Here is a 20653-nt window from a genome sequence, read left to right on the forward strand (position 1 = left end):
CGCGCCGCTACGTTGCGCGGCGGTCACGTCACACAAATTCCGCTCGTTACCGTGGCGGCATCGCGCCCCTTGCCACTCAGCATCACCCCATCGCCTGCGTCATCAAACCATAAGCCTGCATCGCGCCGGGCTTTGGCATCCACGGCGTGCCGCGTACCATGATGGTGGGCGCATCCATCTGCTCCAGACCCAGGGTTTTCAGCCATGGCGCCAGCGGTAACGCGGCGTCGGTATCGATGCGCACAAACTCGCCGCGCAGCATCTGCATCAGGGCGGCAATCAAGGTTTGCGCGCTCGCCAGATTCAACGCAATCACCGGGCCAATCGACCAGCCGTGACCAAAACGGCGCAGGCTGGCAAAGCCCTGCACGCGCTGCTGTGCATCCAGCAATATCCGGGTTTGTGCAGCGGCAATCAGATGGGCGATTAAGGCGGGGCGCCACAGGCCGTGCGCCTGGTGATCGAAGGCGGTTAACTGTTGTGCCTCTGCGGGCTGCGCGGGACGCAGCGTGAAACCGGCTGGCACCCTTAACGCCGGCACCGCCGCCAGCGCGCGCGTTTGATGCTGCAGGATCTGGCCCGCTACCGTAAAACCGAGTTTCTGGTACAGCGGTTTACCGCTCTCGGTGGCGTGCAGCCGCAGCCGATAATCAGGAAATTGTTCCAGCAGCGCCAGCATCAACTGTTTACCGATGCCCTGCCCTTGCCAGCGTGGGCTGACGATGACGAGTCCGATGGTGGCCGCCTGCTCGCCCCAGCGAAACCCCAGCGCGCTGCCGGCGTAGTCGCCCTGATGTTCAGCCACCGTGCCTGCGCCGAACGTCAGCGCCTGCTGCCAGTCTTCGCGGCGATGCGGCCAGTGCAGTTGCTGCGTGAGGGCAACGCCGGAATCGATGTCGCGTGGCGTCATAGCGCGTAGCCTAATCATGTTTGCTCCTGATGTGCGGGAAATGCCCTTGTCTTTAGCACATTTCAGGGCGGGGATGAAAGCGGGAACGCGGTTGCGTGGCGGTGCGGCTAGGTTGCGCCGCACCGTGCTGGCTTAGATCTGGAAGTCGATGGCCGGTTCGTTTTCGGTTTCGTAGGAGAGCGCCTGACGCTTGATCTCCTCCAGCGACAGGTTGGCATTACAGAGTTCGAGGAACTGCCAAACGTAATTGCGTTGCAGCTGGCCGCGCTTCAGGCCGAGCCACACGGTATTGGCATCGAACAGATGATGGGTGTCGATTTTTACCAGATCTTCGCCTTCGTAAATATCGCACGCCTGATCGGCGAGAATCCCCACGCCAAGACCGAGTTCCACGTAGGTTTTCACCACGTCAGAATCCTGCGCGCTGAGCACGATATCCGGGCGCAGACCGGCGGCCTGGAATGCCCGATCCACCCGCGAACGGCCGGTGATGCCCTGACGATAAGTGATTAACGGATAGCGGCTCAGGCTGGCGAGCGTAATAGGCTGCTGCTGTAACAGTTCATGATCGTGCGGCACCAGCAGCGAGTGATGCCAGCTGAACCACGGGAACGCCGCGAGACTGCTGTTGTTCACTAGCTGCTCGGAGGCGATACCGATATCGGCTTCACCGGCCAGCAGCATGGCGACGATCTCCTGCGGCGATCCCTGATTCAGCTCAAGGCGCACGTTGGGATAGAGCTGGCGAAACGCTTTGATCACGCGCGGCAGGCTGTAACGCGCTTGGGTGTGCGTGGTGGCGATGGTCAGCACGCCGCTGGTTTCATTGGTAAACACATCCGCTAAGCGGCGTACTTTGCCCGCTTCATCAAGGATGCGCTCAGCAATGGTCAACAGCGCCTTGCCCGGTTCGGTCATGCCTAACAGTCGCTTGCCACGACGAATAAAGATTTCTACGCCCAGTTCATCTTCCAGATCGCGAATATGGCGGCTGACTCCGGATTGGGAGGTAAACAGCGTATTCGCCACTTCGGTCAGGTTGAACTCGCAACGGGCCGCTTCACGTATAATTTTAAGTTGCTGGAAATTCACACCCTTTTCTCCTGATTCCTGCCCCTGTTTCGTCCATGTTATGAAGTTGGTGTCATGGCAACAAATAATAAAAAACGGTGTGTTATGCGTAATAGTAATAAGGAGTCGTTTGAAGGACGCCCTCACCCCCGCCCTCTCCCGCAAGCGGGCGAGGGCGCTGATCGAGCGGTTGGTTGGTGAGGTGATCATTGTGGCTAAATATGCGCTGGATCGATCCCCGCTCCCGCAAGCGGGCGAGGGAGATGATCGAGCGGTTGGTTGGTGAGGTGATTTATTTGGCTAATATCGGCGGGATCGGTCCCCTCTCCCATTGATGGGAGAGGGTTAGGGTGAGGGAAAAAGTGCGCTTAACTCATCCCACCAGCATCAATTCACGGTCCTCTACCGCTGGCTTATTCAGCAGCGACAGCAGAATATTCTTCACGGCCTGCGCCGATGGCGACAGCGGCAGACGCGCCGAGATGTTCAGCGACAGCGGCAGATTGAGTGACGGACTGTTAATGCGCGCCATCCACGCATGGGTTGAACTCACCAGCGCCCGCGCCGCAGATTCCGGCAGCACCGTCACGCCCATGCCGCTGGACACCGCCGCTGTCAGCGTCGAAATGGATTCGATTTCGCCAATAATGCGCGCGCTCAGACGACGCAGCGAGAACGCTTCATCGACACGTTTACGCACCGCGCTGTAATCGCGTGGCAGGAACAGGCTCATCTGCGCCACATCGGCCAGATCGACCGTCGCACCCGGGCATGCCGTTGCGCCCACCAGATAGAGCTCTTCTTTCATTAAGGGAATGCTGTTGATGCCCGCCGTTGGCGCACGGTCGTACAGCACCGCCATATCCAGCTGGCCGTTCATCACTTTTTCATTGAGCGAGGTGCCGCTGTTTTCATGCAGATACACCAGCACATCCGGGAACTGCTCACGCACCGTGTGCAGCAGCGGCATGGTGAGCGAAGATGCGGCGGTGCCCGGCGCTAAACCAATCGAAACCTGGCCGTTCAGTGCCTGGCCGGCGTTAATCACCGCCGTTTGCGCCTGTTCACACTGGCGCAGAATGGTGCGAGCGTGGGCATACAGAATTTTTCCGGCTTCAGTGGGCGTCACGCCGCGCTTGGTGCGGATCAGCAATTGCTGATCGAGTTCATTTTCCAGCGTCGCCACCTGCTGGCTAAGCGCAGGCTGCGCGATGTGCAGCACTTCTGCTGCCTGAGTCAGGCTGCCGATATCGACGATTTTTACAAAATATTTGAGTCGTCTTAAATTCATGTTGCCTCCGTCAATCCCCGAATACCCAGTTGGGTGTTTCAGCCTGCTGGCTTGTGGGAATGAAGTTGCAATATGCAGGCCAGGTTTGTTCGCGATGCAAAATTGCGTTGCCAGATTTTTCCTAACGGCACGGAAAATAAGCGTTTGTGATTACCTCTAAGGAGTTAATAAGCGCGGACGATGACGTGATTTGCGTAAGCGTTGAACAACATGCACCGCGATGGGGCAGAAAATGCGAGTCAGGCGTGCAAAAAAGTGATGACCGGATGAGCTGGTTTGGTGCAGAAAACACAGAAAGTGAACAGAAACGGCGGGAATGGAACAAAACGAGCGGGAAAGAAGGGGTTTAGCCAGTTGGAAAACTTATGTGGCGGGCGATGCGCGTTGTCCCTCACCCTAACCCTCTCCCGCGCGCGGGAGAGGGAACCGACCGTGCACAATGTCACTACGCAAAATAATTCGCGCTGTAGCAAGGCGGCAAGAAAATTCAGCCCCGGGAGCATAGTTCACTATGTGACCGGGGGGAATTTTCGCAGCCAACGCCGCTACAGCGTGAAGTATGAAGCGTATTATCTTTTTTTACGGTTTCTGTGCATATCAATAGAAACCGCTGCGACGATGATGATGCCTTTGATGATGTCCTGCACGTAAGCATCGACACCGACAAAAGTGAAGCCGCTCTTGATCAGGCCAAGAATCACTGCACCAATCAGCGTACCGGTGATGCGCCCCACGCCGCCCATCAGGCTGCTGCCGCCAATAACCGCTGCGGCGATGGCATCCAGTTCGTACGCCATCCCCATGCTGGACTGGCCGCTACTGACGCGCGCCGCCAGCACCACACCCGCCAGGCCAGAGAGCGCACCGGCGATGGTGTAGACGATGATCAGGTACTTATTAACGTTGATACCGGACACTTTGGCGGAGGTCATGTTGCCGCCAATCGCGTAAACATATTTGCCGTAGCGGGTGTGTTTCAGTGCGATATGGAACAGGAACGCCACCACCAGGAAGATAATGACCGGCATCGCGCCCTGGCCGATGGAGGTGAAGCCATCTGACAGGAAGCTAATCGGGTTACCCTGCGTGTAGTACTGCGCCAAACCGCGTGCCGACACCATCATGCCAAGCGTGGCGATGAACGGCGGAATACCGGTTTTGGTGATCAGCACGCCATTCATTACGCCGCACAGCAGCCCGACCCCGATGCCGGCGACGATGGGAATCACCGCAGGCAGGTTCACCAGCGAGGGATACATCGGCGACAGGCTGTCTGAAGTTTGCGCCAGACTGGCCGCCACTACCGCGGTGAGGGCAATAACCGAACCGGATGACAGGTCAATACCGGTGGTGATGATGACCTGGGTCACGCCCACCGCGATGATACCGATGATCGCCACCTGCAGAATAATCAGCACTAAGCGGTTGGTGTTCATCAGGAAAGATTGGTCACGTACGTACCAACCGGCAATTTCAAAAATCAGGGCAATGCCCACCATCACGACAAAAATCCCGGTGTCTTTTGGCAGCTTGTGACGCAGGTTGCCAAAGAAAGAACTCTGTTCTGCGGCCTGCGGGGCCGTAATTTTTACGTTACTCATAGGTGTCTCACGCCTCACTCGGATGCCAACGACAAAATGGATTCCTGATTGGCCTCTTCTTTATCGAGGATGCCGGTTATACGTCCGCCGTGCATAACCATCACGCGGTCGCTCATGCCGAGAATTTCTGGCAGTTCGGACGACACCATAATGATGGCCACGCCGCGATTCGCCAGTTCACTGATCAAGCGATAAATCTCTGCTTTTGCCCCCACGTCGATACCGCGCGTGGGTTCGTCGAGAATCAGGATCTTCGGTTGCGCCAGCAGCCAGCGGGCAATCAGCACCTTCTGCTGGTTACCGCCGCTGAGGTTATTGATGATCTGATCCATGGTGGGGGTTTTGATGTTCAGCTTGCGAATCTGATCCATGCAGTCCTGCGCCATTTTGATGTGGCTGACAAAACCGCTTTTATGGGTGTAATCGGGCATGTTGACGATGCTCATGTTCTCCATCACCGACAACACCAGGAACAGCCCCGACTTTTTACGGTCTTCGGTCAGGAACGCCATGCCCTTCTCAATCGCCGTTGACGGCGAATCGATCTTGACCGGCACGCCATCAATCAGGATTTCACCGCTGTCGAAACTCTCCATGCCGAACAGGCTTTCCATCACTTCGCTGCGTCCGGCACCCACCAATCCCGCTACGCCGAGGATTTCGCCCTTGCGCACCGTGAAGTTGATGTCGGTGAAGCGATCTTTGCAGGTGAGATTGCGCACCGTCAGCACATCCCCACCGATTTCACCGTTGAATTTCGGGAACAGCTGAGTTAATTCACGGCCCACCATCTGCGTAATCAGTGACTGACGCGTGTATTCGCTGGTACTGTTGCTGCCGACCCACGATCCGTCACGGAAAATACTGATCTCATCGGTAATGGTGAAAATCTCATCCATCTTATGGCTAATGTAGATGATGGCTTTGCCCTGCTCACGCAGGTCGCGGATGATGGTGAACAGGTGCGCCACTTCGGTTTCCGTCAGTGCGGAGGTCGGTTCATCCATAATCACGATGTCCGAATTCCATGACACCGCTTTCGCGATTTCCACCATCTGCTGCGACGCAATACTTAACTCGCCGACCAGACGATCGGCTTTCAAACGGATATTGAGTTTGTTCAGCAGTTCCTGCGTCTGTTTGTTCAGCTTGCCATGGTCAACAAAGCCGTACTTCATCGGTTCGCGGCCGAGCCAGATGTTCTCGGCCACGGTCATGTAAGGCACCAGATTGAGTTCCTGGTGAATCATGGAGATGCCGGAACGCAGCGCATCCATGGTGTCCTGAAACTGCACCGGCTCCCCTTTAATGCGAATGGTGCCCTTATCGGGACGATACATCCCGATAAGGCATTTCATTAAAGTGGATTTGCCCGCGCCATTTTCACCCATCAGGGCATGTACCGACCCCGGTTTAATACGCAGTGAGACATTGTCGAGTGCCTTCACTCCGGGGAAGAACTTGCTGATGCCTTCGGCTTCAAGCGCAAAAGCGGTCATACATCACCTCCGTACGGCTAAGTCGGTTACGGTTTATTTCTGGTTCTGACTGGCGAATTTTTCGTAGTTATCTTTGGTAATCAGCTGGAACGGGATATCGACGACTTTCTGCACTTTCTCGCCGTTAATCAGCTTGACCGCCGTTTGTACCGCGCCTTCGCCCTGACCTTTCGCATCCTGGAAGACCGTGGCGACCATTTTGTCGTTCTTGATCATCTGCAGTGCGTCCGGTGTCCCATCCACACCCGCTACCAGGATGTGATTCGGGTTTTTACCCAGCGCCTGCAGCGCACCGATTGCCATTTCATCGTTGTTAGAGGCAATCGCCTGAATGTCATCGCCCGCGGTCAGCCAGTTACTCACCACGTCCACCGCATCATTACGGGTGAATTTAGCAGTCTGTTTCTGCACAACCTTAATGCCCGGATATTTGGCAACCACCGCTTCCACACCTTTGGTGCGTTCACGGGTGGATTCGTTAGCCAGGTCACCCAGCAGAATCGCCACGTTGCCTTTGCCGTTCATCTTTTTAGCCAGCGCTTCCATCTGCAGACGGCCCGCCAGTTCAGAATCCGAACCGACAAACGCCATTTTGTCTTTCAACTCGCCTGCCGGTTTACGGTTGACGAACACCAGCGGCACGCCGGCTTTCGCTGCGGCATCCACCAGCGGTTTCACCGCGTTGGTATCCACAGGGTTAACGATGATGGCGTCAACGCCCTGCCCAATGAAGTTCTGCACCTGCTGCAGCTGCTGTGCCACGTCACCTTTGGCGTCTTCAACCTGGCCTTTGATGTTGTCTTTTTGCATCTCTTTCTGCATTGCGTTGCGCAGAATGGTGAGGAAGTTGTCGTCGAACAGCGCCATAGAAACGCCTACCTGAAGGTCTTTTGCCATCACAGCGGCAGGTAACATGCAAACTAACAGGGAAGTTAATAACGCTTTTTTGAATTTCATAGGTAACCCTTCTTATTCGTTAACATGCTCAGGTTGGCTGAGACCGCGAATGAAAAATATCTTTTACATTCACTCAACGTCGCTGGCGTTTTTTTTGTGGTTGTAGAGGTAAGGCTTCTGGTCTAACGCTATCGGTTTACTGCATCTTTTCTGTGTAACTTGCTACTAATCAGCCAGTTATTTTCGAAATGCCGTTTCAGATGACACAACTCATTTCGCCGGTGATGATTAGCAGTTCATTTATTTCATCTAACTTGCATTTGAAACTTTCATCATAAAAGCACTGAAATGATTGTTTTAAAATCGGCAAATAACAAAACTTTGACATGCATCTAACATCTCAAAGGAATTGCGTTTAAAGTGAGATCTTGCTGGCAGTTTAGAATCTGATCATTCAAGGCAGAAAAGCAGCATTCCGCTGCTTTTACGCGCACTTAAACCAAAAGTGTGCAGTCGGGCTTTGACAACGGGGATCGGCATCGCTAATATGCGCCTCGTTCACACGATTCCTCTGTAGTTCAGTCGGTAGAACGGCGGACTGTTAATCCGTATGTCACTGGTTCGAGTCCAGTCAGAGGAGCCAAATTTAGAAAAGCCCGCTTAGGAAACTAAGCGGGCTTTTTGCTTTTTATGCGCCGGAGCGGTCGCTGTTGAGGTGTGGTGGGGCTTCGGTTGTGCTCTCTGAGCAGCGGCCCGCCTTAGCGGGTCATCCCCCGGATCGTCCTGATTCCCCTCTGGTATCGGTTCATGTTCTCCTTTTTGGTCAAATGGCCTGAAAAGGCGGTGTCAGGATCCAGCCGTGAGCTGGCGCAGTTGAGTTTTCTGGTGCAGGTCGAAAAGGCTGCGTGCGTCACTTCCCGCTCTGCGCGGTTAAAGTGGCGCACTGGACTGGTGCAGTGTCTGAAAATTTATTGTTGGTGCAGTTTTACGACCACGCAGCAGGAAAGCCTTGCGGCAATGCAGGCCGCAGTCCGTAGGGTAAAAGGCGCTGAGGGTACAGGTTAGCCAGGAGAATTCCGGCACGGTGCAAATTCAGACCAGCAGGCTGGCGCAGTAAAGGACGTATCGTGTTAAAACTCGGGCCTCCGTCGCGATGTTCTGCAACCCGGGGTTTGCAGAGGTCTGCACAGGTAAACGGATCCAGCGTCCTGATAACAGGCGCTTCTTTCAGGTTGTGAAGCGTTGGGCGCTGTCTACGACAGCATAGAGCAAGGGGGAGACTACGCCAGTGCCGCTGGCGGGGAAAGGAGAAACTGTTTTTACCTGCAAAAGATTTTTTAATCACTTGTTGTTATAAAAAATGAGGGCGCTGTATGTGACAGCGCCCTCGTTCAGGTTACATAAAAAATATCAGCTCAGAATGGCTTCCAGTCGAGCCAGCACCTCATTCACGACAGCGTCGGGTATACGCTCCAGTCGCTTACCATTTCGGGCTCCCATATCAATGGTTCTGGGCTGGTCGCAGCGGATCACGCCCGTTGTTTTTGTTCCCGCCCCGTCCAGTGAAACGGTGAAACCGGCTTCGCGAGCATAGTTTCCGCCGCTGGTCACAGGGACAACAACGGGCAACCGGGTGAGCGTGTTAAATGATGCCTTCGATACGATAAGCACCGGACGTTTTCCGCTTTGCTCGTGGCCGGCAATCGGATCCAGTGAAACAAGCCAGATTTCCCCTCTGTCCATTTACAGGATCTCCTTGCCCACCGCAGGCGCATCAATCCATTCCCGATCCTCTTCACTCATTTCGGCGTGCGGATCGCACTGCGCCAGCAGTTCCTCAAGCGAATAACGGGGCCGTTTCTGGGGTTCAATAATCAGGCAGCCATTATCAATAGTCATACCCACTTCGCTGCCCATCGACAGCTCCAGCGTTTTCAGCACGGCGGGGGGAACCGCCAGCATGATGGATCCGCCGACCTTTTTCAGGCGAGTTGTATACATAGAGCACCTCCTGATATTATATTTTAATATAACATCTACAGCAGGCGATGCACAATTATTCATCTGATTCATTGTGATTTCCTTAGCGTAATAAAGCGTGAAGAAAGCCTTAATCCATCGAAGGACAGATTCAGCCGTTTTCAAAGGCAGCGTTGCCGAAAAAACGGCGACCATCCTGATACACAAGGCGCTTCTTTCAGGTCATGAAGCATTTTGTACAGGCGGGAGCTTAGTGCGTAACAAAGAAGGCCGATAATAGAAAACTGTTTTTGCAGTTCAAAGGATTATGACGGATCGGATAAACAAAATGCGGCGCAGCTTCCGTAACCTTGCTTGCAGTGACTGAGCTTTAACTTGAAATGGCGCTTCGTATGGCGACCGCCAACCAGATGCGCATAAGCGCGCACCTGGTTTGGGTTAATCGATAGCGTTTGGTAGCGGAGCCAGCTCCAGACTGCTGCGGAAATCGTTGCCGACATAATCGTTATCGATCAGCTGGCGGCGACGCAGTTCTGGCAGCAGGCCGTTGAGCAGCAAATCCTGCTGATCGGGCTGGCCGAGTCCATGCAACGAAATCACATCCAGCACGCCGGCGCGGTAGCGCTGTTCGATGGCATCGGCCAGGGTTTCTGGCGTACCGGCTACAAACCAGTGGCCGGTCTCTTCGGCTTTGATGATCAGCTCGCGCAAGGTTAATCCTTCCAACGCATAGCCACGGAAAATGGCGGCGCGCCCCTGACGACGATGCACCTGCGCCAGTTCGGGAATCAACGCGGCGGGCAGCGGTTGGTCGAGCGGCACATCGCGTAGATCCACCTCGCCGCCCAGCATGTCGGCCACGCGTAATCTGCCCTGTTCATAGTTGATGCGTTCATGCTTATCGCGCAGACGGCGCGCCACATCGGCGTCGCTGTCGCCAATGATGGCGTGGAACGAGTTCATGATCAGCGGCGGATTATGTTCGCGGCCAAAACGTCGCGCCCGCTGCTGCACATCAGCCACGAAGGTTTGCGCCGCATCAAACGTGGGCTGCGAGGTGTAAATCACCTCGGCATAACGTGCGCCGAGCGTGACGCCCGCGTCGGATTGGCCCGCCTGGAACTGCACCGGACGGCGCTGAGGCGGCGGCGGCACGTTAAGCGGTCCCGCCACCTGGAAATAGTCGCCGCGATAGTGAATCGGATGCAGTTTGCTGTGATTGAGACGAATGCCGCCGCTGGCCGTACGCTGCACTGCCGCGCGTTCGTTGGCGTCATACAGCGCGTTCATCACTTCAATAAATTCAGTGGCGCGCGCGTAGCGCTCCTGCGGTGGCGGCAGCTGGCTCTCACCGAAGTTCTCCTCGCCAACCGAGGAAGTTACCGCGTTCCAGCCCGCGCGGCCGCCGCTGATGTGATCGAGCGTGCCGACCTGACGCGCCAGATTATACGGATGCAGCCAGCTGGTGCTGACGGTAGCGATTAAACCGATGTGCGAAGTGACCTGGCTCAATGCCGCCAGCGCAATCAGCGGATCTTGCGTGCCGGTGGTGCCCGCTAATCCGGCCGCATCGGCCTGCAGCAAATCGGCGGTGAACAGGCCGGTGATTTTTTCGCGCTCGGCAATTTTCGCCAGTTCGATGGCGCGCGTGATGCCCACGCCGGTCTGGCTGTCATTGGCGGCGGAAATCACACTGCTGGCGCCGACCAGCGTTTTCAGTTTTCTGCGATACGTTTGCGACACAACACTCTCCTTTATGGTTGTCGCGCGAAATCCGCTTTGACATGGTTTAAGGCGTCCGCATCGGTCAGCAGACGTAAGCCGGTGCGAGCCAGCACGCGGGCGCCAATCAGCAGCGCCTGATAGCCGCGCGCTGAGTTGGCCGCTTCACGAAATGGCACGGTATGGAAAATCAGATCGTCGGGGCCGATTTTCAGCCACGGATGCGCCGTCGGCACCGCGTGGCTGATGTCGCCAGCATCGGTGGAGACTTTGTTTTTCTGCGGCGAGAGATCAACCTGCTCGCCTGCCGCGGTGAACTCTTCCAGCAGCAAGGCATCCAGCGCTGCGTTGAGTTTGAAATCGCGCGGGCCAATCTGATGATCAATCTCGACGCGCACGCCGGTCGCCAGCGCCACGCCTTCAGCAATAGCACGTAGACGCGGCTCAAAGGATTCCACCACTTCGCGGCTGTCCGCGCGGATGTAGTAATGCGCCGACGCGTATTCCGGGATCACGTTCGGGGCCTGGCCGCCGTTGGTGATAATGCCGTGCACGCGCACGCCATCCGGCAGTTGCTGGCGCAGCACGCTGATGCCGTTGTAGAGCAGCACCAGCGCATCCAACGCGTTGATCCCTTCATGCGGCGCGCTGGCGGCGTGCGACGGCTTGCCGTAGAAGTGGAAATAGAGATGATTATTGGCGAGCGTCGATTCAGTCAGGCGGGTTTTGCCCGAAGGATGCACCATCAGCGCCACGTCGACATCTTTGAGGTAGCCGGCTTCGACAAAGCGCTTTTTCACGTTGCCTTTGGGTCCGCCCGGTCCGCCCAATCCGCCCTCTTCCGCGGGGGTGCCTAATACCACTACGCGCCCGCCGGTTTGATCCAGCACCTGCGCGAGCGTGATGGCCGCCGCCACGCTGGTGGTGCCAATCAGGTTATGACCGCAGGCGTGACCGATGCCGATCAGCGCGTCATATTCCGCGAGAAAAGCGATGGTGGGGCCCGGTTTGTCGCTGGCCTTCACCGCGTAGAACGCCGTTTCATGTCCGGCGACGTTGCGCGTGACCGCAAAGCCCTCAGCGCTAAGTAGTTGCGTGAGTCGCTCACTGGCAAAATATTCGTTGTTGCCGGTTTCGGGATTTTGGAATATCGCCTGCGATACCTTGAGATAAGCGGCGCTGTGTTGTTCGAGGCTGTTTTCGAGCGTGAGCTGAAGTGGATTCAGCGACATGAGCATTCTCCTTTGGCAAAACAATGCGCAATAGATTGCGCCGCTACCTTAGATGCAGGTATTCGTAGCGGCGCGATTTATCGCGCATCAGTGATAATCAATGGCGCTTATCAATACGCTGCACTAACCGGTCGCCGAGCCACTGAATGCCGCACACCAGCACAATCAGCACCGCAATCACCGCGATCATCACTGAGGTTTCAAAGCGCTGATAGCCATAACGGATCGCCAAATCGCCCAGTCCGCCTGCGCCAATCGCGCCGGCCATGGCCGAAGCACCAATTAGCGCCACCAGCGTAACCACAAATCCCGACAAGATGCCGGGCAGCGCTTCCGGGATCAGCACGTCCCAGACAATGCGCAGCTTGCTGGCGCCCATGGCGCGCACCGCATCAATCAGGCCGCGATCGACATCACGCAGCGACACTTCCGCCACGCGCGCGAAGTACGGCGTGGCGGTGATCGACAGCGGTACAATCGCGGCCCAGGTGCCGAGCGAGGTGCCGACCAGAAAACGGGTAAAGGGAATCAGCGCCACCAGCAGAATGATGAACGGCAGCGAGCGGAAGCTGTTGATGATCAGGCCCAGCACGCGATTAACGCCGCGATGTTCGGCGATGCCGCCGGGGCTGGTCATCACCAGAATCAGGCCGAGCGGCAAGCCCGCCACCAGCGAAAACAGGCCGGAAATCACCGTCATTAATACCGTTTCGCCTAACGCATTGAGTAAACGATCAATCATGACTGGCGACATAACCCACCCACTCCACTTGAGCCTGCTGCGCCTGCAGCCAGCTGAGAATCTGTTGCTCGTCGGCCGCGTTGGCTGCCGGGAGCGCAATAAAGAAACGCACCACCGCGTAGTGCTGGATGTGATCGATGCCGCCCTGCAGCAGGCGGAATTTGCCCGGCAGCGCACCGGCAAAGCGGGTGAGCAGATCGCCCTGCGCATCGTCACCGGCAAAGTGCACGCTGTAGATGGCGTCGCCTTGCTTGTCATCGCTGAGGCGCGCTGCAATATTTTCCGGCAGCTGCGGCAGCAAACCGCGCAGCAGCGTGCGCGTCAGGGCCGATTGCGGATGCGCAAACACCTGCCAAACCGGACCTTGTTCAATGATTTCACCGGCATCAATCACCGCCACGCGATGCGCCACGGATTTGATCACTTCCATCTCATGGGTAATCAGCAGAATGGTGATGCCGAGTTTTTGATTCAGGGATTTGAGCAGCGCCAGAATTGAGCGCGTGGTTTCCGGATCGAGCGCCGAGGTGGCTTCGTCGCACAGCAGCAGCGCCGGGCTGGCCGCCAGCGCGCGGGCAATGCCAACCCGCTGTTTTTGACCGCCGGATAACGCTGCCGGATAGCTTTGCGCTTTGTCCGCCAATCCCACCAGCGCCAGCAGTTCCGCCACGCGCTGCTTTCGTTGCACCTTATCCATGCCGGCAATTTTCAGCGGCAGCGCAACGTTCTGCGCCACCGTTTTTGCTGATAACAGATTGAAGTGCTGGAACACCATGCCAACGCGGCTGCGCACCGTTTGCAGCTGTTTTTCCGACAGGCCGGTGATGTTACGGCCTTCGATTTCAATGACGCCTTCATCAGGTTGTTCCAGCCCGTTGAGACAGCGGATCAGCGTGGATTTCCCCGCGCCGCTGCGCCCGATCAGGCCAAGGATTTCGCCTTTCTGCACCGTCAACGAGATATCGCGCAGCGCCTGGGTTTGTCCAAAACGACGTGACACACCTTGCAGGCGCACCACGCTGCCGCTGTCGCGAAACTTCACCTGCGCCTCGTCATGGGCACTTTCCGCCACGCCGCGTTTCACGGCGGTAAAGGGCGTTTCGGCTGCTGAGAATAACGTCATCTTTATCGTTCCTTACCAGGCCGTTTCGCCCGTGCCTTTGTAGACCTTGTCAAACACGGTCTTCACGGCATCGTTCTGATAAGAAGCCACCAGCGTTTTCACCCACGGCGCGCTGACGTTCTCTTTCTTCACCGCAATAAAGTTGTTGTACGGGTTATCTTTTACCGGCTCCTGCGCAATGCGATCTTCGGCGGTCAGGCCACTTTTCAGCGCCCAATCGGTGTTGACCACGGCGGCATCCAGATCAGGAACGGAGCGGCCGATGATGCCGGAATCCAGCTCTTTGATTTTCAGATGATGCGGATTGGCGGTGATATCGGCGGTGGTGGCCGCGATGCCGACGCCCGGCTTCAGTTTGATCAGGCCTTGTTGCTCAAGCAGCACCAGACCGCGCGCTTCGTTAGAGGGATCGTTTGGCACGCCAATCACCGCGCCCTCTTTCAGCGCTTTGGCGCTTTTCACTTTCTTCGAGTAGAGACCAATCGGCCACACGGCGGTATCGCCGACGCGTACGATGTCGTAGTGATTGACCTTGATTTGGTTATTGAGGAACGGCTGATGCTGGAAGGCGTTGGCATCCACTTCGCCGTTTTGCAGCGCTTCGTTCGGCTGGTTGTAATCGTTGAAAATGACGGTTTTCACCGTTAAGCCTTTCGCCGCCGCCTGTTTGATCACTTCGCGCCAGACGTCTTCATCTTCGCCGCTCATAATGCCGACTTTTACCGAGGTTTTGTCCGCCGCGTGCGCGATGGACAGCGGCGACAGCGCCGCGCTGGCCAGCAGCAAGGCGCCAGCCGTTAACAGGAATTTATTTTTTACTGCTGACAGACGTGTGTGCATAAAGTGCTTCCTAATCGTTATAATTGCGCGAGTCAAAATTAGCTGTCGTAACGACAGTTGACCGCAGTATACGCAGATGCTTATTCCTGCATTATGATTTATTCAGGAATGCTATTCCTGAAAAGCATAAAGCCGCCGCGCCGCTCGCATCGCCACACGCGAGAAAGGGCTGTGCTATCCTCCCCCTTTTGATGGACTTGTTACTATAAGCGCTATGTCGAACACCACACCTAAACGAAAAAATGACCCTGAAGGGCTTAAGAAGCGCATTCTTGCTGGTGCGCTGAAAATGTTCGCCGAGTTCGGTATGCAGGGCGCGCGGCTGGAGCAGATCGCTGAGCACGCGCATACCACTAAACGCATGGTGGTGTATCACTTCGGCAATAAAGAGCAGCTCTATATTGAGGTGCTGGAGCAGGTGTATCAGGCGATTCGGCAGCATGAAACCGGCCTTAATCTCGCCGAGATGGCACCGGAACTGGCGATGACCAAACTGGTGGAAGCCAGCTTTGATTACCACGTTTCGCACCCGGATTTTATGCGGCTGGTGTGTACCGAAAACCTGCTGCGCGGGCGCTACATCATGCAATCCGAACGCATCAAGGCGCTGAACAAAAGTGCACTCGATGTGCTGGATGACATTCTGACGCGCGGCCAGCAGCAAGGGCTGTTTATTGCTGGGCTGGATACCGTGGATGTGCACCGCTTGCTGAGCAGCATTTGTGTGCATCACGTCTCCAATCGCTACACCTTTCACACGCTGTTCACGCCGAACGATAGCGAGGAAGACAGCATCCGTCGCAACCGCCAGTTAGCCGTCACCGCCACGCTGCGTTATGTGCGCAAAGCCTCGTAGGCTGCGGCTGCGCGCTGATGGTCTACGCTTTTAAATTTGGGACCGTCACAGACCACAGACTAAGGAACGCCGTAGTGAACAAAGATCCCCACCTTTATCCCTTACGCCATACGCAGAATACCGATCGGGACAGCGCACTGTGGAACTGGGCGCAAAACACGGTGGTTGGTCAGCGTAGTCAGTTACAACAGCCGCAAACTGAAGCGGAGTTGCAACAACTGCTGCGCACCGCCAGCGGCAAAGTGCGCGTGCTGGGCAACCGCTTGTCGCCGGGCCGCATGCTGGGCGTTGATGAGCAGGATTTGCTGCTGGATCTCAGCGCGTTCAACGGCGTGATCGCCCATGACGAAGAGAGCGTCACCTTTGCCGCCGGTACGCCGCTGGAGCAGGTTTACAGCACCCTAACCGAGATGGATCGCATGCTGGCCTCGTCGCCGGGGGTGATCGCGGTGCAGACGCTGGCGGGCGCGATGGCCACCGGCACACACGGCCAGGGTTTAGCGCAAAGCTCCATCGCCGATGAAGCGCTGCGCATCCGCATGGTGTTGGCTGACGGCAGCGTGCGTGAATTTGTGCGCGGTGAGCCCGATTTCGCTGCCGCACAGGTTTCGCTCGGCAGCCTGGGAATTGTGACGGCCGTGACGCTGCGCACCCGCCCTTTCCGCCTGTTTACCTGCCACAAATTCGCCGTCTCCGCCGATACGCTGGAGAACGATCTGATCGAATGGAACCAGCAGTATGAGATGAGCAAAGCCTGGTGGTTTGTCGATGACAACCTGATGCACGTGTGGAACGCGCACGAAGCCAGCGCTGAAGATTCGCAGGCATGGCACGCCAATCAGCGCGAGGTGATTGAGCATGGCGATGACACCGACAGCAGCCTGAATGACACCATCGACCAGACGCTGGCGCAGATGCATCGCGATACGCAGATTCACGGCAAAGGGGGTAAACAGTTCCGCACCGTGACGCGTTTCCGCGATTTCACCGACATCAGCGGCGATATCTATCAGCTATTTTGTCGCGGCATTGCCGTGCCGCAGATCAACGTCGAGATCGGCGTGCCGCTAGAGAAAACGCCGCAGATCATCAGCAAGATCAAAGCGTGGTATGCCGAGAATCATCCGCACATGCACTATCCGATCATTCTGCGCTGTACCGGCGCGTCTGAAGGCTGGCTCAGCCCGGCGTATCAGCACGCCACCTGCTTCTTTGGCTTTGTGGTTTATTACGCTGATGACGGTTCGCTGTCGCAGGATGGCCTGCATTTTCTCACTGAAGTCGAGAAGCTGCTGGCGGCCGAAGGCGGACGTCCGCACTGGGGCAAATATTACGATCCGCAGCGCTATCAGTGGCGCGATATCTATCCGCAGTGGGACGCTTTCCGCGCAGTGCGCGACCAGCTCGATCCACAACGCCGTTTTAGCAATGACTATGTCACTGCTTTGTTTGATTAAGTTTGAAGGGGAGAAACCATGTTTGCATGGGTAACGCTGTTAACGCAGCCGGACTATTTTATTGGCGTGAAGGCGCTGCACCGCTCGCTGAAGCGCAGCGAAACCCGCTGGCCGCTGATTGTGATGGTTACAGACGCCATCGATCTGGAGACGCGTGAAGCGTTGCAGGCGCTGGGCTGCGTGATCCATCCGGTGGATCCGCTGATGCCAAACGCCGAACTGGAGCAGCATTACGCCTCGGCGCAGTTCGGTGAAGTGTGGAGCAAGCTGCGCGCGTGGGAGCTGGTTGATTGTGAGCGCGTAGTATTTCTCGATGCCGACATGCTGGTGCTGCGCAACATGGATGAGCTGTTTACGCTCGATCTGGGCAAGCATGCGCTGGCAGCGTGCCACGCCTGTCGCTGCAATCCCAACAAGATCGCCAGTTATCCCGCCAGCTGGCAGCCAGAGAATTGTCACTATACCTGGCAGGATCGCGGCGAACCGGCACCAACCACGCTCGATCGCTACCTGAACGGCGGTTTTTTGGTGCTGAAGCCGGATCTGGCGGTGTTTGCGTGGCTGCAGGAGAAAGTGGCGGGCATTACCGATCTGCGCCGCTATCCGTTCTCCGAGCAGGATTTGCTTAATGAAGTGTTCGAGGATCGCTGGCTGCCGCTTTCGTACAAATACAATGCGCTGAAAACCTTACAGTTCCAGCACAGTAAGATGTGGCGCGAAGATGAAGTGAAGAACCTGCACTTTATTCTGGCGAAGCCCTGGAAACGCGACCTGAATCAGCCTGAATCGGAACGCGACCGCTACTACGCGCTGGATAAGCTGTGGTGGGAGTTCGCGGCGGAATAAAAAAAACAGCGCGATTCGTCGCGCTGTTTCATATGAATTGCCCATTACTGCGGGCCAGGTCGCCATAAATGGGTGCCCGACGCAGCTTATGAACGGGTCTTCGCAATGCGCTCGAGCGCGACCTGCGCCAAAAAACCTGAACGGGTTTTGAATTCGGGATGCGTTGCTACGCAGCGGTCAATGCGATCAATCAGCAGTTTTGGCAAGGTTACGTTGATTTTCTCGGACCCGCCCAAAATGCGAGTGACATCCACATCAATAAGTACCCAAACATAACCTGCATATTGCGGATCTTTCATCAACGATTTCAATTCAGAAACCGCCGGGATGTCCTGCTCTAATTCTACCAGCAGCTCCAGATGGCCGATAATCGCCTCTTTGGCATTTGTTACCGCCGCTTCCAGCGTATCTCCAGCAGAAAAACAGCCCGGCAAATCCGGCACCGTGACGCCAAATGCCGTGCTTTGGTCACCCGCCTCAATCGCGATGGGATAAAACATACGTCACCTCTTTCGAATTAATGGACAGTCAGTCCGGCTTGTTTCCTGATACTTTTCACCGTTTTGATCGGCAAATCCTTTTTGGGGTGCGGTATCGTCACCAGCCCTTTTTTTACCGGATGGACAAAATGGTGATGGCTACCGTTTACACGTATCAGTTCCCAGCCATCGGCCTTGATCTCGGCCATTAATGATCTGCTATCCATGCCATTGCCTTACCGCGTCCTGAAAGCATAAAAGATAACCCCAATAACTCTAAATCGCAAGAAGAGTTATTGGGGTTATCTTTTTCCCAAATAAAAAGGTCGTCATAAATGACGACCTCAAGATGAGTGGTGAATGGAAATTTATTGCGCTTTTGGCTCGCCCATCGCTTTCAACTTCTTCGACAGCTCGCGACGCTCTTTGGAGAGGTCAGCGTTTTTGATGATGTATTCATCAACGCGGTCTTCATAGTCCACACGCATGCTGGCGATAATTTCCTGCACCGCCTCGATGCTCATGCCGGGTTTGATGTATTCACTCAGGTTGTCCAGCAGCAGCACACGTTTCTGGTTATCACGGACTTTCTTCTCGTTATCCACGATTTCGCGCTGCAGTTTGTTTTTACGACGGAACATACGCACAAACTCCAGTACGTCCTGAAATGATTGCTTGGCATTTTCCATGTTGGCACCTTTCTTGAGGCCTGCGTCGGCAGGCGGAATAGTCATAACGTTTAGCTTAGCGGCTTGGCCGCCAGGGTTGCAATTCTCACCGCTAAATTCGGACTGGCGCTTATCTTAGCGCAAAGAAAGGGTGATTCACATTAAGTCCTTGCCTGAGAAAACTATTTACGCAGCGCCAGACGCACTAAATCAGTCATACGCTCCAGCTGACGCGCCTGTTCAAGGCTCAGCCAAACGTAGCCGTAAATCGCCGTGGTTTCGGAACGTCCGCTGCGATTAGCAATCAGCTGCTCCAGTTCCTGGGTGATCTCCTCCAGCGCGTGGCTGTTGGCGGTGATCTGCTCGGTTTCGCCTTTCACCATCAGCGTGGCCAGCGCATTCAGCGTGTCTTCTGTCATCTGCTGGGTGCGGCGCAGCGTAGGTGCGTTGAGCATAATCAAGTGGCTTTCACGCGACGACCACCATGCATCAATTTGCATCTGCATGGTGTTGACCAGATTGCGATTGATGGTTTGGATCGCCTCAAACACCGATTTCGGAATGCGCGTCTCTTTACTCGCCGGCTCCAGCAGCGCGCGCATTTTGATCACGCTGCTCAGCAATTTCTGAAAAGGTTTATTCAGCCGCGGCTTCTCCAGCAAATTGGCGGAGAAGCCGGTGTGATGCAGTTTGGCCATGGCGATAAACGCATCCGACAACTGGATGCGCCAATGCGTATAGGCACGCTGCGCCCAGATGGCGCTAAACAGCAGCGCCATCAGTGAACCGAGAATCACATCGCCTCCGCGCCACATGGCGATGGTGAAATCCCCGGCCGGTGCGCCAACCACCACGCCGAGCGTGATGCCGATCAGCAGCGCCATGTAAGGATGTTTTCCCAGCGTCAGATAGCCGCAGACCACCATCACAACGGCGCACCACACCAGCATTACCGGCAGTGAAAACAGCTCAAGCTTGAGCGCGATCAGGCCAGAAATCAGTCCGGCAAAGGTGCCGCTGATACGCTGCACCACGCGCGGCAGCACATTGCCCCAGGTGGAAATCGGCCCCATCACGACCACCAGCGTAATCAGCGGCCAGGTGCCTTCGGGAATGTCGGTGAGCCGCACAAACAGGAAACACAGCACAAAGGCGATAGCGATACGCACACCGTGTACGGTGCGATAGTGGCGGTAGAACCAGAACTCAATCTGCGAGATGGGCTTGTCAGCGCGTAACATGGTTGTCCGGGAACGCTAAAAATTTGCGCGCTATGTTACCCTGGCGACGGCTGCATCATCAGGGTCGAACGCAATTATTTTTCAGGTTTTGCTGAAATACAACATGGACGTTACATCAGGTTTTCTCAATAGAAACATTGATGTAACGCAATGGGTTTGGTGCGCACATTAAAACGGTTGCCATGAATGGCGATCAGA

20 protein-coding genes and 1 tRNA gene are annotated in these 20653 nt (G+C 55.9%); 4 read left to right on the top strand and 17 right to left on the bottom strand.

Features of this window, described 5'->3' with window-relative positions; genetic code table 11:
• Positions 1–82: 82 nt before the first annotated feature.
• The 6 genes from FCN45_RS12150 to FCN45_RS12180 form a co-directional block, all read right to left on the bottom strand.
• Positions 83–928 (bottom strand): GNAT family N-acetyltransferase, encoded by an 846-nt coding sequence (locus FCN45_RS12150; protein ID WP_137386076.1) that lies wholly within the window; start codon positions 926–928, stop codon positions 83–85.
• Between the two features lie 114 nt (positions 929–1042).
• The gene (gene cbl / locus FCN45_RS12155; RefSeq protein WP_101762578.1) at positions 1043–2002 is read right to left on the bottom strand and encodes an HTH-type transcriptional regulator Cbl; all 960 of its coding nucleotides are present in this window, start codon (positions 2000–2002) and stop codon (positions 1043–1045) included.
• A gap of 352 nt (positions 2003–2354) precedes the next feature.
• Positions 2355–3272 carry a nitrogen assimilation transcriptional regulator NAC gene (gene nac, locus FCN45_RS12160; protein ID WP_101763422.1) on the bottom strand — a complete coding sequence of 306 codons (918 nt, stop codon included), beginning with the start codon at positions 3270–3272 and terminating at the stop codon, positions 2355–2357.
• 569 nt (positions 3273–3841) lie between these two features.
• Positions 3842–4873, bottom strand: a complete 1032-nt coding sequence (locus tag FCN45_RS12170) for an ABC transporter permease (protein ID WP_101763421.1) — start codon at positions 4871–4873, stop codon at positions 3842–3844.
• Between the two features lie 14 nt (positions 4874–4887).
• Positions 4888–6372 carry a sugar ABC transporter ATP-binding protein gene (locus FCN45_RS12175; RefSeq protein ID WP_101763420.1) on the bottom strand — a complete coding sequence of 495 codons (1485 nt, stop codon included), beginning with the start codon at positions 6370–6372 and terminating at the stop codon, positions 4888–4890.
• Between the two features lie 33 nt (positions 6373–6405).
• Positions 6406–7329, bottom strand: coding sequence for a sugar ABC transporter substrate-binding protein (locus FCN45_RS12180; RefSeq protein ID WP_110866691.1), 924 nt, complete (start codon positions 7327–7329; stop codon positions 6406–6408).
• 507 nt (positions 7330–7836) lie between these two features.
• Here FCN45_RS12180 and FCN45_RS12185 point away from each other — a divergent pair.
• Positions 7837–7912: transfer RNA gene (locus FCN45_RS12185), tRNA-Asn, on the top strand.
• 767 nt (positions 7913–8679) lie between these two features.
• Here FCN45_RS12185 and FCN45_RS12190 read toward each other — a convergent pair.
• The 7 genes from FCN45_RS12190 to FCN45_RS12225 form a co-directional block, all read right to left on the bottom strand.
• Complete coding sequence (locus tag FCN45_RS12190; protein ID WP_137386077.1) at positions 8680–9012, bottom strand: type II toxin-antitoxin system PemK/MazF family toxin; 333 nt, start codon at positions 9010–9012, stop codon at positions 8680–8682.
• The gene (locus FCN45_RS12195; protein ID WP_075808466.1) at positions 9013–9270 is read right to left on the bottom strand and encodes an AbrB/MazE/SpoVT family DNA-binding domain-containing protein; all 258 of its coding nucleotides are present in this window, start codon (positions 9268–9270) and stop codon (positions 9013–9015) included. It lies immediately after the preceding gene.
• 417 nt (positions 9271–9687) lie between these two features.
• A complete protein-coding gene (locus FCN45_RS12205) occupies positions 9688–10992 on the bottom strand; it encodes an NtaA/DmoA family FMN-dependent monooxygenase (protein WP_137386078.1) in 1305 nt (434 codons plus the stop codon).
• Between the two features lie 11 nt (positions 10993–11003).
• On the bottom strand, positions 11004–12203 hold the full coding sequence (locus FCN45_RS12210; RefSeq protein WP_137386079.1) for a M20 family metallopeptidase: 1200 nt from the start codon (positions 12201–12203) through the stop codon (positions 11004–11006).
• Positions 12204–12300: 97 nt separating this feature from the next.
• Positions 12301–12957 carry a methionine ABC transporter permease gene (locus tag FCN45_RS12215; protein ID WP_137386080.1) on the bottom strand — a complete coding sequence of 219 codons (657 nt, stop codon included), beginning with the start codon at positions 12955–12957 and terminating at the stop codon, positions 12301–12303.
• Complete coding sequence (locus FCN45_RS12220) at positions 12938–14068, bottom strand: methionine ABC transporter ATP-binding protein (RefSeq protein WP_137386081.1); 1131 nt, start codon at positions 14066–14068, stop codon at positions 12938–12940. The genes FCN45_RS12215 and FCN45_RS12220 overlap by 20 nt, the downstream gene beginning before the upstream one ends.
• A 12-nt stretch (positions 14069–14080) precedes the next feature.
• Positions 14081–14908: a MetQ/NlpA family ABC transporter substrate-binding protein gene (locus FCN45_RS12225; protein ID WP_137386082.1), complete on the bottom strand. Its 828-nt coding sequence runs from the start codon at positions 14906–14908 to the stop codon at positions 14081–14083.
• A 214-nt stretch (positions 14909–15122) separates the two neighbouring features.
• Here FCN45_RS12225 and FCN45_RS12230 point away from each other — a divergent pair, with 214 nt between their 5' ends.
• From FCN45_RS12230 to FCN45_RS12240, 3 genes are all read left to right on the top strand, one after another.
• Positions 15123–15764: a TetR family transcriptional regulator gene (locus tag FCN45_RS12230; RefSeq protein ID WP_137386083.1), complete on the top strand. Its 642-nt coding sequence runs from the start codon at positions 15123–15125 to the stop codon at positions 15762–15764.
• Between the two features lie 74 nt (positions 15765–15838).
• A complete protein-coding gene (locus FCN45_RS12235; protein WP_137386084.1) occupies positions 15839–17221 on the top strand; it encodes a D-arabinono-1,4-lactone oxidase in 1383 nt (460 codons plus the stop codon).
• An 18-nt stretch (positions 17222–17239) separates the two neighbouring features.
• Positions 17240–18067 carry a glycosyltransferase family 8 protein gene (locus tag FCN45_RS12240; protein ID WP_137386085.1) on the top strand — a complete coding sequence of 276 codons (828 nt, stop codon included), beginning with the start codon at positions 17240–17242 and terminating at the stop codon, positions 18065–18067.
• Positions 18068–18153: 86 nt separating this feature from the next.
• Here the strand turns inward: FCN45_RS12240 and FCN45_RS12245 are convergent, their stop codons facing one another.
• From FCN45_RS12245 to FCN45_RS12260, 4 genes are all read right to left on the bottom strand, one after another.
• A complete protein-coding gene (locus tag FCN45_RS12245; RefSeq protein WP_101763410.1) occupies positions 18154–18567 on the bottom strand; it encodes a type II toxin-antitoxin system HicB family antitoxin in 414 nt (137 codons plus the stop codon).
• 17 nt (positions 18568–18584) lie between these two features.
• Positions 18585–18773: a type II toxin-antitoxin system HicA family toxin gene (locus FCN45_RS12250; protein WP_007891008.1), complete on the bottom strand. Its 189-nt coding sequence runs from the start codon at positions 18771–18773 to the stop codon at positions 18585–18587.
• Positions 18774–18914: 141 nt separating this feature from the next.
• Positions 18915–19235 carry a PTS system regulator TmaR gene (tmaR, locus tag FCN45_RS12255; RefSeq protein ID WP_008110563.1) on the bottom strand — a complete coding sequence of 107 codons (321 nt, stop codon included), beginning with the start codon at positions 19233–19235 and terminating at the stop codon, positions 18915–18917.
• A gap of 161 nt (positions 19236–19396) precedes the next feature.
• Complete coding sequence (locus FCN45_RS12260) at positions 19397–20455, bottom strand: FUSC family protein (RefSeq protein ID WP_101763409.1); 1059 nt, start codon at positions 20453–20455, stop codon at positions 19397–19399.
• Positions 20456–20653 lie beyond the last annotated feature (198 nt).

Origin of the sequence: Pantoea sp. SO10, from assembly GCF_005281435.1 — a bacterium.
Taxonomy (GTDB): Bacteria; Pseudomonadota; Gammaproteobacteria; order Enterobacterales; family Enterobacteriaceae; genus Pantoea; species Pantoea leporis.

What these genes read in the sequence shown, in the direction of transcription:
- FCN45_RS12245 (WP_101763410.1), bottom strand. Translation starts at nt 18,567, where the DNA reads ATGTTTTATCCCATCGCGATTGAGGCGGGTGACCAAAGCACGGCATTT.
- tmaR (WP_008110563.1), bottom strand. Translation starts at nt 19,235, where the DNA reads ATGGAAAATGCCAAGCAATCATTTCAGGACGTACTGGAGTTTGTGCGT.
- FCN45_RS12220 (WP_137386081.1), bottom strand. Translation starts at nt 14,068, where the DNA reads ATGACGTTATTCTCAGCAGCCGAAACGCCCTTTACCGCCGTGAAACGC.
- FCN45_RS12175 (WP_101763420.1), bottom strand. Translation starts at nt 6,372, where the DNA reads ATGACCGCTTTTGCGCTTGAAGCCGAAGGCATCAGCAAGTTCTTCCCC.
- FCN45_RS12210 (WP_137386079.1), bottom strand. Translation starts at nt 12,203, where the DNA reads ATGTCGCTGAATCCACTTCAGCTCACGCTCGAAAACAGCCTCGAACAA.
- FCN45_RS12240 (WP_137386085.1), top strand. Translation starts at nt 17,240, where the DNA reads ATGTTTGCATGGGTAACGCTGTTAACGCAGCCGGACTATTTTATTGGC.
- FCN45_RS12150 (WP_137386076.1), bottom strand. Translation starts at nt 928, where the DNA reads ATGATTAGGCTACGCGCTATGACGCCACGCGACATCGATTCCGGCGTT.
- FCN45_RS12190 (WP_137386077.1), bottom strand. Translation starts at nt 9,012, where the DNA reads ATGGACAGAGGGGAAATCTGGCTTGTTTCACTGGATCCGATTGCCGGC.
- FCN45_RS12250 (WP_007891008.1), bottom strand. Translation starts at nt 18,773, where the DNA reads ATGGATAGCAGATCATTAATGGCCGAGATCAAGGCCGATGGCTGGGAA.
- FCN45_RS12225 (WP_137386082.1), bottom strand. Translation starts at nt 14,908, where the DNA reads ATGCACACACGTCTGTCAGCAGTAAAAAATAAATTCCTGTTAACGGCT.
- FCN45_RS12195 (WP_075808466.1), bottom strand. Translation starts at nt 9,270, where the DNA reads ATGTATACAACTCGCCTGAAAAAGGTCGGCGGATCCATCATGCTGGCG.
- FCN45_RS12180 (WP_110866691.1), bottom strand. Translation starts at nt 7,329, where the DNA reads ATGAAATTCAAAAAAGCGTTATTAACTTCCCTGTTAGTTTGCATGTTA.
- FCN45_RS12230 (WP_137386083.1), top strand. Translation starts at nt 15,123, where the DNA reads ATGTCGAACACCACACCTAAACGAAAAAATGACCCTGAAGGGCTTAAG.
- nac (WP_101763422.1), bottom strand. Translation starts at nt 3,272, where the DNA reads ATGAATTTAAGACGACTCAAATATTTTGTAAAAATCGTCGATATCGGC.
- FCN45_RS12170 (WP_101763421.1), bottom strand. Translation starts at nt 4,873, where the DNA reads ATGAGTAACGTAAAAATTACGGCCCCGCAGGCCGCAGAACAGAGTTCT.
- FCN45_RS12260 (WP_101763409.1), bottom strand. Translation starts at nt 20,455, where the DNA reads ATGTTACGCGCTGACAAGCCCATCTCGCAGATTGAGTTCTGGTTCTAC.
- FCN45_RS12215 (WP_137386080.1), bottom strand. Translation starts at nt 12,957, where the DNA reads ATGTCGCCAGTCATGATTGATCGTTTACTCAATGCGTTAGGCGAAACG.